This is a genomic window from Burkholderia sp. NFPP32 (assembly GCF_900119325.1).
GTDB lineage: Bacteria > Pseudomonadota > Gammaproteobacteria > Burkholderiales > Burkholderiaceae > Burkholderia > Burkholderia pyrrocinia_C.
Map to the genome: position 1 here is coordinate 87,180 of NZ_FPJP01000009.1, position 15,335 is coordinate 102,514.

At 68.2% G+C, this 15,335-nt stretch carries 3 protein-coding genes; all 3 read left to right on the forward strand.

Annotation, left to right across the window (positions count from 1 at the left end; translation table 11 throughout):
• The first annotated feature begins 10 nt into the window (after positions 1–10).
• Genes BT264_RS18695 through BT264_RS18705 form a run of 3 tightly spaced genes read left to right on the forward strand, consistent with a single transcriptional unit; the run spans position 11 to position 14,618 of the window.
• Positions 11–1,627 (forward strand): MBL fold metallo-hydrolase, encoded by a 1,617-nt coding sequence (locus BT264_RS18695; RefSeq protein ID WP_072439723.1) that lies wholly within the window; start codon positions 11–13, stop codon positions 1,625–1,627.
• Positions 1,615–5,535: a non-ribosomal peptide synthetase gene (locus BT264_RS18700; protein WP_072439721.1), complete on the forward strand. Its 3,921-nt coding sequence runs from the start codon at positions 1,615–1,617 to the stop codon at positions 5,533–5,535. The genes BT264_RS18695 and BT264_RS18700 overlap by 13 nt, the downstream gene beginning before the upstream one ends.
• A complete protein-coding gene (locus BT264_RS18705; protein WP_072439719.1) occupies positions 5,532–14,618 on the forward strand; it encodes a non-ribosomal peptide synthetase in 9,087 nt (3,028 codons plus the stop codon). Before BT264_RS18700 ends, BT264_RS18705 begins: the two co-directional genes overlap by 4 nt.
• The last annotated feature ends 717 nt before the right edge of the window (positions 14,619–15,335 follow it).

Sequence of the window (15,335 nt, forward strand, 5' to 3'; positions counted from 1 at the left end):
GGAGCCTTCGTTGACCATTTCGTCCAACACGCAGGTCTACCTGCGACAAAACATCCAGTTCGAACCGCTGATCAACGGCTGGTACGCGTGGTTTCACACGCTTCCGCCGTTGACCGCCGCCCTCAACGTGGCCGAGCGGTTCCTGCCGCTGATGAAGTCCTATGCCGCATCGCCGATGATGCATGCGGCGGCCTGCAAGGATCCGGCGATGCGCGGCGGCCCGTTCCTCGACCTGGGCGGCAAGCGCGTCGACGAAATCCGCGCGCTGATCGAGCAGACCACCCGGCGCGCGACCCGGCAACTGGAGCTGGCGAAGGCCTACAAGGCGTTCTCCACGCTGCTGCTGGAACAGGCGAAGGGAATGGCATCGGACCCGCTCTACCCCCAGATTCCGGAGGTGTTGAAAGGCTATGTCGAGATCTATTACGACCTGAACCACAACCCGTCCTTCCGGGTGTTCGAAAGCCTGCTGTACGCGAGCCCGCTCTATGCGCGCGATGCGCAGAGCATCGCGCTGTCGGCGATCGAGGAGAACACGCCCCGGCCATTCATTCTCAGCACGCCCCGGCTCAGCGACGAGCGCACGCTGTTCAGCAACATGGCCTTCGACGATCGCGCGCTCGATGCGCTGTTCCGCATGCGCGACACGCCCGGCAGCTACGCGAAAATCGTCGACCTGATGCGCGTGGAGGAGAAGGACGAGCCGCTGTTCCGCTCGTTCTTCGTCGAGGAGGCGCCGGAACCGAAACCGGATCGTTCGTTCGACGGCGACGACATCCGCATCCGCTACTACGGCCACGCGTGCCTGCTGGTCCAGAGCCGGGGCGTGAGCATCCTGATCGATCCGGTGATCAGCTACGGCTACGACACCGCGCTGCCGCGCTATACCTTCGCCGACCTGCCGGACCAGATCGACTACGTGCTGATCACGCACAGCCATCACGATCACATCGTCCTCGAAACGCTGCTGCAGCTTCGCCACAAGGTCAAGACCGTGGTGGTCGGCAGGAATCTCGACGGCTTTCCGCAAGATCCGTCACTGGAACTGGCGTTGCGCAAGCTCGGCTTCGACGACGTGCGGGAAGTTCGGGATGCTCAGGAAATCAAGGTGCCCGACGGGGCCATCACCGCCATTCCGTTCCTGGGCGAACACAACGACCTGGCGATCCAGAGCAAGCAGAGCTTCATGATCCGCTTCGGCACGCGCTCGGTGCTGTGCATCGCCGATTCGTGCAACCTGGACCCCGCCCTTTACGAGCATGTCTTCCGCCTCGCCGGCAAGCCGGACACGCTGTTCGTCGGGATGGAAACCGAGGGCGCGCCGCCGTCCTGGGTCTATGGCCCGCTGTTTCCCAACGCGCTGCCGCGCGACATCGATCAGTCGCGGCGGGCGCGGGGCTGCCAGTTCGGCGAGGCCGCCGCGCTGGTGGACGACTTCGCGTTCAACGCGGCGTACGTCTATGCGATGGGTCAGGAGCCGTGGCTGAACCACCTCCTCGACAACACCTTCGACGAAAACTCGCCCAGCCATATCCAGTCCACCCAGTTCGTCGCGCACTGCAAGGCCAAGGGCATCGCTTCCGAAATCCTGTACGCGACGAGGGAGATCGTGCTTTGTCAGAACTGAATTTCAACGCGCTCTCGACCAGCGGGCAATACCAGGAACACATGGCGTTCTGGAGCGATACGCTCGGTCGCATCGACGAAGACTTCCGTCTTCAGCAGGCATGGCAGGCGTATGCGCTGCCGCTCGGCCCCGCGCCGGAACTGACGTTCGCGCTCGACCGCGACGCCGCGCAGGTGCTGGAGAAGCTCGCCGCCGGCAACGAGCTGGGCGCGTTCGTCGTGCTGCTGGCGGCGCTGTTCCGTGTGCTGGAGCGCTACAACGGCGCGGCCGGCCTGTTCGTGGAGTCGCCGCGCCTGATCGTCGAACCCGCGAGCGGCCTCGCCGATCACGTCCCGCTGCTCGACGCCATCGAGCCCGGCCCCACGGTTCGCGCGTATCTGAACCAGGTGCGCGACAGGGTGCGGCGCAGCTATTCGTATCAGGATTTTCCGGTCGCCGCCCTCGCGCACAAGCTGCATGGCGAGCGGCGCACGACCAACGTCGGCGTGCGCTTCGACGGTCTGCACGAAGCCTGGGCGTCGGCCGACTACGACCTGTCGATCGAGATCCGCCATCGCGAGCGCTACGAGATCGTGCTGACGGGCCGGCCGACGGTGTTCACGCTGCATTATCTCCAGCATGTCGCGCGACACCTGCGCAACGTGCTGGCCGGCTTCGGCACGCTGGACGCTCCGCTCGACACCGTCTCGCTGCTCGACGACGAAGAACGCGCGCGCCTTCGTTCGCATGCGGCGCCCGTCGCGGTACATGGAACCTTCCTGGAGCAGTTCGCGCAACGGGTCGCGGCCGCGCCGGACGACATCGCCGTGGTGACCGCCGATGCATCGCTGACCTATGCCGAACTGGACGACCAGGCGTCCCGGCTGGCGAGCTTCCTGCTCGCGGAATACGCGATCGAACGCGGCGACGTGGTGGGCGTGGTGGCCGACCGTTCCGAGCGCTGGATCGTCGGCATGCTCGGCGCCCTCAAGGCGGGCGCGGTGTATCTGCCGCTCGACCCGGAGTTTCCGCGGGAGCGGCTGCGCTTCATGATCGAGGACGCGAAGGTCAAGGCGCTGCTGACGCACTCGGAACACCTGCCGTTGCTCGCCGATTTCTGGGCGATCCCGATGTTCGCCCTCGACTTCCAGCTCGACACGCTGGCGCCTGCATCGGCGGCAGCGCAGGTCGAGGTCCGGCCGGACGATGCGGCGTACATCATCTACACGTCCGGCTCCACGGGTGTGCCCAAGGGCGTCGTGCTCGAACACGCAGGGCTCCTGAACATGGCGCAGTACCATGTGGACGCCTTCGGTTTCGATGCCGCCGACCGGTTCGTGCAGTTCTACTCGCCGGGCTTCGACGGCTCGATCATGGAGATTTTCGTCACGCTGCTCGCGGGCGCGCGCCTGGTGCTGGCGAAGCCCGCCGTGATCCGGGACGTACCGCGTTTCGTCGAATATATCGCGCAGCAGGGCGTCACCACCGTCAACGCGACGCCTGCCTATCTCGCCGCGCTCGACTGGAACGCGCTCGGCGCCGTGAAACGCGTCATCAGCGCCGGCGACAGCGCCCGCGCGGCGGATCTGCGCGAGCTGGCCCGGACCCGCACGTGCCACAACTCGTACGGCCCCACCGAGGCAACCGTGTGCATCGCGGACTACGTGGTCGACCCGGCAACCGCCTACGGCGCCCGTCTGCCGGTAGGCCGCCCGATCCACAATACGCACCTGTACCTGCTCGACGAGCACGGGGCGCTGGCTCCCGAGGGCTGCACGGGCGAGATTTGCGTGTCCGGCACCGCATTGGCTCGCGGCTATGTCGGCCGGGACGACTTGACGGCCGCCGCTTTCGTCGACCACCCGTTCGACGCGGGCGAGCGCCTTTATCGCACCGGCGACCTCGGCGTCTGGCTGCCGGACGGCAACCTGGAAGTCACCGGGCGCCGCGACACACAAGTGAAGATTCGCGGCTATCGCATCGAAATGGGCGAAATCGAAGCGGCGCTCAGGCAGCACGCCGACGTCGCCGACGCGATCGTGTTCGTGCGCGAGGACGCGCCGCAGCACAAGCAGCTGGTGGCCTGCGTCGCGACGGCGACGGCGACGGCCAGCGTCGCCAGCCTGCGGGAACACCTGAAGGAACGCCTGCCCGAGTTCATGCTGCCGGCGTCGATCGTGACGCTCGAACGCCTGCCGCTGACGCCGAACGGCAAGCCCGACCGCAAGGCGCTCGCCGCGCTGGAACTGGCGCCCGTGCCGGGCGAAACCGCGTATGCCGCGCCGACCAATGACGTCGAAGCGCGCCTGGGCAAGATCTGGTCCGAGGTACTGGGCCGCGAGCCGATCGGCGTGCACGACAATTTCTTCGAACTGGGCGGCGACTCGATCCTGCTCATCCAGGTGATGTCGCTGGCCCAGCAAGTCGGCCTCAAATTCACCGCCGACCAGTTTTTCGCGCATCCGACCATCGCCGAGCTGGCGCAGGTCGCGGTGCAGGCGCCGTCGATCCGGATTCCGCAGGAGCCGGTGGTCGGCCCCGCCCCGCTGACGCCGATCCAGCATTGGTTCTTCGCGCAGGACGTGGCCGATCCGCACCACTACAACCAGTCGACGATGATCGAGGTGCCCGCGTCGCTGCGGCCGGACGTGATCGAGCGCGCGCTGGCGGCCGTCGCGACGCATCACGACGCGCTGCGGCTGAGTTTCGAGCGCGTCGCCGGCGTGTGGCAGCAATCGCATGCGGCGCCGCCGCTGGCGATTCCGCTCGGCGTCACGTCGCTGGCGGACGCGGCGCCCGCCGCACGGCAGGCCGAGATGCTCGCGACGGCCACCCGCATGCAGGAAAGCTTCACGTTGTCCGTGGCGCCGCTGCTGCGCGCCCACCTGTTCCAGTTCGGTCCCGACGCGCCGCAGCGCCTGCTCGTGGTGGCGCACCATCTGGTGATCGACGGCGTCTCGTGGCGCATCCTGTTCGAAGACCTGTACACCGCGTGTCGCCAGCTCGAAGCGGGCGAAGCGGTGCGGCTCCCGGCCAGGACGACGGCCTGGCGCGACTGGTCGGCGCGTCTGTCCGAACTCGGCGCGACCGCGCTCGACGAGCTGGGCTACTGGCTCCGGGAGCACGCCGACGAGCACGCGTGCTTCGACGACATGCCGGTCGGCACCGTCGCCGACGCCGGCACGGCGATCATCGAGTTCGACGCGCAGCAAACGCTTGCGCTGTTGCAGGACGTGCCGCGCGCGTTCAATACCCAGATCAACGAAGTCCTGCTGACGGCCCTGCTGCTCGCGTTCGGCGACTGGACCGGCAACGCGTCGCTGGTCGTCGATCTCGAAGGCCACGGCCGCGAGGACCTCTTCGACGGCGTCGATACGTCACGCACGATCGGCTGGTTCACCGCGCACTATCCGGTGTTCCTGAACGCCGGCGACGCCACCGTGGCGGTCGAGGCGCTGCGCCACGTCAAGGAGCAGCTGCGCGCGGTGCCGATGCGCGGGCTCGGCTACGGCATCGCCCGCTACCTCGGCAACGACGCCGGCATCGCGGCGGCGCTGGAACGGCAGCCGCCGGCGCCGGTGCGCTTCAACTATCTCGGCCAGGTCGATCGCGTGCTGGCCGACGACACCGGCTGGAAACCGGTGCTCGACTTCCAGAGCCCCGAGCACAGCCCGCGCGCGCGTCGCGGCCATCTGTTCGAGATCGACGGGATGGTGTTCGACGGGCGTCTGCACCTGACCTGGCACTACAACCGCGAGGCCTGCGCGCCCGGCGTCATCGAGCAGCTGACGCAGTGCTACCGCAGCCGTCTGCTGTCGATCGTCGCGGCCAGCGGCGACGGCCCGCGCGGGCTGAGCCCGTCGGACTTCCCGGCCGCGCGCATCAGCCAGGAAGCGCTGGACGCCCTTGTCTCAAGGATCAAATCGTGACATCCCCCACCATCGCCGATATCTACGAGCTCTCCCCGATGCAAGAGGCGATGCTCTTTCATGCCGTGCACTCGCCCGGCACGAGAAGCAGCTTCAACCAGCTCGGTTGCCGGATCACCGGCAGCCTCGATCCCGCGCTGTTTCATGCCGCATGGCAGCAGCTCATCGATCGGCATCCGGTGATGCGCACGTCGTTCCATTGGGAGGAATTCGACAAGCCCATGCAGGTCGTGCACGCGCACGCCACGCTGCCGTGGGTGCAGGACGACTGGCGCGACCTGCCGGAACACGAACAGCGCACGCGGTGGCGCGCGCATCTCGAAAACGACCTGGCCGAGGGCTTCGCGCTCGATCGCGCGCCGCTCGTGCGCTGTCGCCTGGTGCGCGTCGCCGCTGACGCATACCTGTTCAGCTGGAGCCACCATCACATCCTTGCCGACGGCTGGTGCCTGTCGCTCGTCATCGAGGAGATCTTCCAGGTCTATGGCGCGCTCGCGCGCGGCGTGCCGCCGGCGCTCCCCGCGGTGCGCCCCTATCGCGACTATATCCAGTGGCTGCAGCAGCGCGAGCCGCAAGCCGCGCAGCAGTACTGGACACGCTATCTCGAAGGTTTCCACTCGCCGACCCCGCTGCCCACGTCCGCGCGCGCGGACGCAGGCGAGCGCTTCGGCCAGGGCCTCGCGCAAGTGCGGGCCGACCTGTCGGCCGACCTGAGCGCACGCCTGCGGCAATTCGCGGCCCGGCATCACGTCACCCTCAATACCCTCGCGCAAGCGGCCTGGGCGCTCGTGCTGTCGCGTTACAGCGGGGAGACCGACGTGGTGTTCGGCGCCGTCGTGTCCGGGCGAGGCGCCAATCTGCCGGGGATCGAAACCATGCTCGGCCTGTTCATCAATACGGTTCCGGTGCGGGTGCGGGTCGACCCGCGGCAGCCGCTGGTGCCGTGGCTGAAGATGATCCAGGCGCGCGTGGCCGCCCGTGCGCAATTCGAGCACACCCCGTTGCCCGACATTCAGCGCTGCAGCGAAGTGCCGCTGACGACGCCGCTGTTCGAGAGCAACATCACGTTCATGAATTACCCGCTCGACGCGTCGCTGACGCACGGCGCGCACGGGCTGGCGGTCGACGAGGTGCTGCTCTACAACCGCGCCGACATTCCGCTCGAATTCGTGGTGACGGCGCGCGACGACTGGCAGATGGAACTGTCGTTCGACCCGCGGCGCTTCGATGAAGACACCATGCAGCGGATGCTGGGCCACGTGGCCGCGACGCTCGACGCCTTCGCGGCCGATCCGAACCGGCTGCTCGGCCGCCTGCCGATCCTGCCCGAGGCCGAACGCCGGCAGTTGCTGGAGACCTTCAACGACACCGCCGTGCCGTTCGACGCCGCGCGCACCGTGGTGCATCGCCTGGAACAGGCCGCCGCGGACCACCCCGAGCGGCCCGCGGTCGAGTACCGGGATGACGTCCTGAGCGCGGGCGAACTGAATGCGCGCGCCAACCGCACCGCTCACCGCCTGCTGGCCGCCGCCGAGCTGGGGCCGGACACGCTGGTCGCGATCTGCATGCACCGGTCGGCGCGCCTGATGGAGGCGATCCTCGCCGTGTGGAAGTGCGGCGCCGCCTATATTCCGATCGACCCCAACTATCCGGCGGGCCGCATCCGCACCATTCTCGAGGATTCCGGCGCCGCCCTCGTGATTACCTGCGACGGCCTGCTTCCTCCCGAGCTGGCCGCGCTCGCACCGGTCGTGTCGCTCGACGCCGCCACCGATATCGTCGACGACACCAATCCCGGCCGCCCCGTATCGCCCGACAGCCTCGCCTACGTGATCTACACGTCCGGCTCCACCGGCAAGCCCAAAGGGGCGATGGTCGAGCACGCCGGCATGCTGAACCACATGCTCGCCGAGATCGACGAATTTTCGATCTCGGCGTCGTCGGTGATCGCGCAAACCGCGCCGCATTGCTTCGATATTTCGGTCTGGCAATTTTTCACGGCGCCGCTCGTCGGCGGCAGGACCGTGATCGTCGACGACGAATGCATTCGCGATCCCGCGAGTTTCGTCACGACCCTGGAAGCCGCCCGGATCAGCATCGTCGAACTGGTGCCGTCCTATCTGTCCGCCGTGCTCGACCGCGCGTCGGAACGGCCGGCGCTGATGCGGCACCTGCGGCACCTGCTCGTCACCGGCGAGATGGTCAGCCCGGCCCTGGTGAAACAGTGGTTCGACGTGTTCCCGGACATCCCCATGGTGAACGCGTACGGCCCGGCGGAAGCGTCCGACGACGTCGCGCAGCACCGCATGACGTGCGCACCGACCACGCCTTACGTACCGGTCGGCAAGCCGATCCGCAACGTGCGCATCTACGTCGTCGACCCGCAGATGAACCTGTGCCCGATCGGGATTCCCGGCGAACTTTACGTGTCCGGCGTCGCCGTCGGCCGCGGCTATCTGAACAACGAAGCCGCTACGCGGGAGGCTTTCGTCGAGGATCCGTTCCATCCGGACCGCGGTGTCCGCCTGTATCGCACCGGCGACATCGGCTGCTATCTCCCCGATGGAACGATCGTGCTCCACGGCCGCAAGGACCACCAGTTGAAGATCCGCGGCTACCGCATCGAGCTCGCGGAGATCGACAACGCGCTGGCCGCCATTCCGGAAATCCGCCAGGCGGCCGCGCTCGACTATCGCGACGAGACCGGCCGCGCCGCGCTGTGCGCGTATGTCGCGTTCCGCGACGGCGCGTCGCTGAGCGACGGCGAGATTGCCGCCGCGTTGTCCGCCACGCTGCCGGACTACATGGTGCCCGGCATCTACGTGGTGCTCGACGCGCTGCCCCTGAGCGGCAACGGCAAGATCGACCGCAAGGCGCTGCCTCCGCTGGACCGGTCGCGGCTGTCCGCCGCGGCACACGCGCCGACGCTGCCCCGCACGCCCACCGAGACGCTGCTGTGCCGCATCTGGGGAGAAGCGCTGGGCATTCCGTCGCCCGGCATCCACGACAACATCTTCGCGCTGGGCGGCGATTCGATTCTCAGCATGCGCATCGTGTCGCTGGCCGCCAAGGCGGGCCTGAAGCTCACCACCCGGCTCATCTTCCAGCATCCGACGGTCGCCGAACTCGCCGCCGTGGCTACGCGCGGCACGGTCGGCGCGGCGGAGTTCGTCGCGTCGTCCGGCCCGCTGCCGCTGACGCCCATCCAGAAGCGTTTCTTCGCGCAGCGCAAGGACGACCCGGACCAGTACAACCAGGCGGTCCTGCTCGACGTGCCGGCGGATTTCGATCCGGTGTTGCTGCGCCAGGCGCTGCGGCACGCGATCAAATGGCATGACGCGCTGCGGCTGCGCTTTCGTGCGGGCGAGTCCGGCTGGATTCAGGAAGTCGTCGACGATCCGGAGGTCCCCGTCGGCGTGTTCGACATTCCGCGCGATCGGCTCGCGCAGCACGTCGCGCAGTCGCATGCGAGCCTGAATCTGTCGGACGGCCCGGTCTTGCGCGCGGACCTGTTCCGCCTCGACGAAGGCCGTTCGCTTCGTCTGCTGCTGGTCGCCCATCATCTGGTCGTCGACGGCGTGTCGTGGGGCGCACTGCTCGAAACCGTGTACGACGCCTATACCCGCCTGCGCAACGGCCAGGCGCCCGAATTCGCGGGCGGCAGCGCGACGTGGACCGCATGGACGCGTGCCTTCTCGAACTGGGCCGGCTCCGGCGCCGCCGACGCAGATCTCGCCCATTGGCAGGCGTTGGCGCATGCCACGCTGCCCGGCCTGCCGCTCGATCGCGCCGCGTCGGCCGACGCCAATACCGTGTCGTCCGCCGCAACGATCGTGGTCGAGCTGGGTGAAGCCGCCACCGCGGCCTTGCTGGGTGCGGCGCCCCGGGCCTACGACGCGCAGATCAACGACGTGCTGCTTGCCGCGCTCGCGCGTGCCGTCAGCGACTGGAGCGGATGCGCCGACGTGCTGCTGGATCTCGAAGCGCACGGTCGCGAGGAACTGATCGAAGACCTCGACATCTCGCGCACGGTGGGCTGGTTTACGTCCGTCTTCCCGGTCGTGCTGACGGTCGATGCCGGTTCGCACGATCCGGCTCGCCTGGTTGCGTCGGTCAAGACGCGACTGCGCGCGGTGCCGAGCGCGGGCATCACCTACGGTCTGCTTCAGGACAGGCTCGACGGCCCGGCTCCGCAGCCGCAACTGCTGTTCAACTACCTGGGCCAGACCGACCAGCTGTTCACCGCCGCACGCGACTGGAAACAGGCCGCCGAGCCAAGCGGAGACGGCCGCAATGCGAACCAGCTGCGCGAGCACCTGCTCGACGTCAACGCCTACGTGACCGGCAACCGCCTGCACGTCGCGTGGGAATTCAGCCGGGCCTGCCACGACACGGACACCATCCGGCGCGTCGCGCAAGCCTACATCGCGGCGCTCGAAACCCTGGTCGCCGACCATGCCGTCCAGTCCGCATCGACCCGGCCCGCGACCGGTCTGCCGCAGGCGCCGGCCTCGGTCATGCCGGACGAGATCGCCGACGTCTACGCGCTGACGCCGACCCAGCAGGGCATGCTGTTCCACGGCCTGTACGAACCCGCGTCGGATGCCTATTTCAGCAGCCTGAATTTCCGTATCGACGGGGCGCTCGACGTCGAACGGTTCCGCCGCGCGTGGGATACCGTGGCGCACCGGCACGACATCTTGCGAACCTCGTTTCACTGGGAAGAAATCGAAAGCCCCGTGCAGGTCGTGCATCGCCGTATCGACTTGCCCTGGCACGAGGAGGATCTGCGCGCGGCGTCCGCCGTGGAGGCCGGGCAGCGTTGGGAAGCCTACGTGGCGCAAGACCGGGCGCGCGGCTTCGACTTTACCCGCGCACCGCTGATGCGGCTCGCGCTGTTCCGCGTGGGCGATCACGCATGGCGCTTCCATTGGAGCCATCACCACCTCCTGCTCGACGGCTGGAGTTCCGCCCGGCTCCTGAGCGAAGTGGCCGCCGCCTATCAGGCGCTGCCGGCCGAACGCGCTCCGGAGCGGAATGCGCCGCCCGCCTTCGCCGATTACGTGCGCTGGCTGGCGCGCCAGGACGCCGCCGCGGCGGAACGCTTCTGGAAGACGAAGCTGGCGGATTTCCCGGCGACGACGCCGCTCGTGCTGGGCCGCCCCGAACTCGACGGCACGGCCGCGCCGGGCGCCTATGTGGAAGAGCCGCTGCTGCTCTCCGAAAGCGACACGCAACGGCTCGTCGCGTTCGCGCAAACCCATCGCCTCACCCTCAACACGCTCGCGCAGGGCGCGTGGGCGCAGTTGCTGAGCCGCTATAGCGGCGAAGCGGACGTCGTGTTCGGCACGATCGTTTCCGGTCGCCCCGCGTCGCTGCCGGCGTCGGACGAGATGGTCGGGCTGTTCATCAACACGCTGCCGGTGCGGGTCCGCATCGACGCGCGCCCGACGTCCGCGTGGCTGGCGCAATTGCAGATGGATCTCGCGCAGCAGGAGGAATATGCGCACTATCCGCTGGCCGACATCCAGAAATTCGCCGGCCTGCCGCCCGGCGTGCCGCTCTTCGAAAGCCTGCTCATCTTCCAGAACTATCCGGTCGAGGAAGCGCTGGCCGATGCGCTGCCCGGCCTGCGGATCGGCGAATTCCAGGTGTCCGATCCGAACAATTACCCGCTGACGCTGGTCGTGACGCCGGGCAAGCGCCTGTCGCTGCAGGTGCTGTACGACGACGGCCGGTTCGATCGCGAAACGATCGTCCGCCTGCTGCGCCATGTCGAAACCCTGCTCGTCGGCCTGGCGGGCGCGGCAGATCGCCCGAACCGCGGCGTTGCGCTCCTCACCGCCGCCGAGCGGGACGCCATCCTGCTGGGCTGGAACGATACCCACGCGCCGATTCCGTCCGACCGGACGCTGGCCGAACGGATCGAGGCCGTCGCCGCCGCGCACCCCGAGCGCATTGCGGTCCGTTGCGGCATGGAAGTTCGCACCTATCGGGACCTCGTCGAGGGCGCCAACCGGATCGCCGGCCATCTTCTGCAGACGGCGCCGATCCGGCCGGACGACCGGATCGCCGTCTGGATGCCGCGCTCGCCGCTGATGCTGGAAACGATCCTGGCCATCTGGAAGTGCGGCGCGGCGTATGCTCCGGTCGATCCCGCCTATCCGGCCCCGCGGGTCGAGACCATCCTGACGCTGGCCCGGCCGACCATCATCGTCGGCACCGACTGCCAGCCGCCGCCGGCGCTGGCGTCGATCCCGCTGGTCGATCCCGCCCGCCTGCCCGTCCGTCACGACGCGGGAGCACCGGCGCCGCGCTGCCGGCCAGCGGACCTCGCCTACGTGATCTTCACGTCGGGTTCGACCGGCCAACCGAAGGGCGCGATGGTCGAGCATCGCGGCATGCTCAATCACGTGCTCGCGATGGCGCGCAGGGTCGGGCTCGGCGCGCAGAGCGCGGTCGCCCAGACCGCTTCGCACTGCTCCGATATTTCGGTCTGGCAGTGCTTCGCGGCGCTGGCGTCGGGCGGCACGACGGTGATCTATCCCGATGCCGTCATCCTCGAGCCCGCGCGCCTGATCGACAGCCTGCACCGCGACCGCATCACGGCGATGCAATTCGTGCCGTCCTATCTGGCGACCTTTCTCGGCGAGCTCGAACGGCACGCGACGCCGGCCTTCCCGCACCTCGAAACGCTGCTGACGATCGGCGAAACCCTGCAGCCCGCCGCCGCGCAAGCCTGGTTCCGCCTGAATCCGGCGGTCCGGCTCATCAACGCCTATGGGCCGACCGAAGCGTCGGACTCCGTCGCGCATTACCGCATGGAGCATGCGCCGGATCTGCCGGCGATTCCGATCGGCCGACCGATCGAGAACCTGCGCCTCTACGTCGTGGATGCCGACATGAATCCGTGCCCGGCCGGCGTCAAGGGCGAGATCTGCATCGGGGGCGTCGGCGTCGGGCGCGGCTACCTGTTCGACGAAGCACGCACCCGGGCGGTGTTCCGCGACGATCCGTTCAGTCCGGAACCGGGCGCGCGCCTGTATCGCACCGGCGACATCGGCTGCTTCGGGCCGGACGGCAATCTCCACTTCTTCGGCCGCCGCGACTTCCAGGTCAAGATCCGCGGGTATCGCATCGAGCTCGGGGAAATCGAAGCCGCGCTGACCGGTCTCGCAGGCATCTCCAACGCCGTCGTGGTCGCCCGCGAGACGTCGGGCCCGGAAAAGACCCTGTGCGGCTACGCGTCGGGTACCGGCTGGACGCCCAAAGACCTGCGCGACGCACTGCGCGAAAAGCTGCCGGCGCATATGGTGCCCGACACCGTGATGCTGCTGCCGGCGCTGCCCGTCATGCCGAACGGCAAGATCAACCGCGCCGCGCTGCCGCTCCCGGATGCCGCGTCCGTCCCCGACGGCGTGCCGGCCGAACCGCAGACGCCTGTCGAAGCGGCGCTGCTGCGCATCTTCGCCGAGGTGCTCGGCCGCCGGCCGAACGGCGTCGACGACGATTTCTTCGAGCATGGCGGCCAAAGCCTCAAGGCGATCCAGATGGTCAGCCGGATCCGGCGCGAACTGAAACTGAACGTCGCGGTCGCCGACATCTTCCATGCGCCGTCGCCGCGCGCGCTCGCGCAGAAGCTGGCTGCCACGCCCGCCGACGGTGCCGGCGGCGACGCGATCATCCCGGCGCTTGCCGTGCAACCGTCCTACGCGGTGTCTCGCGCACAGAAGCGGATCTGGCTCGCCAGCCGCAGCGCGGATCCGTCCACGTACAACATGGCAGGCGCGCTGCAGCTGGACGGCGCGGTGGATACGGCGCGCCTCGTTCGCGCGTTTGACGCGCTGGTCGATCGCCACGAGAGCCTGCGCACCGTGTTTGCGATGATCGAGGGCGAGCTGCGGCAACGCATCCTCACCCGCGACGCATCCGGATTCCGGGTCGAGCAAATGGATCTGGCGGACGATGCCGGCCCGCAAGCGATCGATGCGCTGATTCGCGCGGAAAGCGAGCAGCCGTTCGATCTCGCGTCGGGACCGCTCTTTCGCGTCAAGCTGGTCCGGCTCTCGCCGGAGCAACACCTGCTGCTGCTGAACATGCACCACGCGATATCGGATGCGTGGTCGATCCGCGTGCTGACCGACGACCTGCATGCGCTTTATGCGGGACGCGACCTGCCGCCGCTTTCGATCCAGTACCGCGACTACGCCGCGTGGCACAACGCGAGCCTCGCAGGTCCGCGCGCCGCCGCGCATCGCGCGTACTGGCTCGAGCAACTGGCGCCGCCGCTGCCCCGCCTGCAACTGGCATCGGACTACCCGCGTCCCGAGCGGCTCGGTCATGCCGGGCAGACGCTCGAAGTCGAACTGTCGGCCCCGCAGGTGGAAGGGCTCGCGCAGCTGGCCCGCGCTCACCATACGTCGCTCTATGCAGTGCTCCTGGCGTCGTTCTGCGTGCTGATGCACCGCTACACGGGGCGCGAGGACATCGTCATCGGCAGCGTGTCGGCCGGGCGCGACAGCGAACAGCTCGAATCGCAGATCGGGGTGTACCTCAACACCGTCGTGCTGCGCGTCCCGGTGCGTAAATCCGCGACCGTCGCCGAGGTGATCGACGGTGTGGCGAAGGCCTCCACGCAAGCGCTGGAGCATGCGTCCTATCCGTTCGACGTGCTGCTGGAAGACCTGAAGATCCGCACCCCGGCGAACCATTTCCCGATCTTCGACATTCAAGCGAACTACGTTTCGATACCCGCGCCGCAGCCCGGTCTGCACATCACGGACATCTCGCAGACGGACAGCACGGCCAAGTTCGACCTGTCCTTCCAGATCGTGGAAAGCGAAGGCAGGCACCTTATCCAGTTCATCTACAACACCCGCCTGTTCCGCCCCGCGACCATCGCCGCGATGCGCGATCGGCTGCTCGCGATCCACGACGTCTTCCGCCGCGATCCGACCACGCCGGTCGATCGCATCCCGCTCCCCGGCGACGCGCCCGCCGCCAGCGCCCGGGTCCGGGTCGGCCTGCGCCTGAAGCGCGCGCCCGAAGTCACGGCCGACGACGTGCTCGAGGAGAAGACGTGATGCGGGCCGGCCGGAGTTCGAGCAGCGGGCGCCGTGCGCGCCGCTTCGGGTTGTTTCAGGTGAACAAAACGTCTCAAGGAGTTTCCTGTGCAAGACAATAACGTGCTGGTCACCGACCATCGCTATGCGCAAACCGCGCGCTTCTGGCGCGAAAGCCTTTCCCTGGTCGCCGGCGTCTACCGGATCGCAGCGCACGCCCCGGCACAGCAGCCGGGTCGCCTGCTGTCCCGCACGGTGCCGCTCACGCCCGCGTCGCTCGACCTGTTGCGGCGCATCGGCGACGGCGAGCTGGCCGAATTCGCCGTCACGGCCGCGGGCATTGCGTTCCTGCTCTGGAAATACTTCCGGATTCCGGTCACGGTGCTCGGAACGCCGGGGCTTGCCGAGCATCCGCCGGCCCGTGCCGCCACCGTTCCGCTGATCATCGAGGTCCGTCCCGAGGAGCGCGTCGAGGACTACCTGTCGCGCGTGGCGGGAATCGTGGAAGACAGCTACGCCGAGCACCATTTCCCGCTGGAAACGCTCGTGCGCAACGAAAAGGACATGGATCTCGCGCAGCTCACGAAAGTCGCGCTGGTGGACGATCGGGTGCACCACGCGCTGACCGGCCACGACGACGACCTGCAGTTGCACCTGCGGCTCGCGCGCGGCGAAATCGAGCTCCGTCATACCGGCGCCATCGAGCCGTTCGTCATCGACGGTTTCGCGAACAGCCTC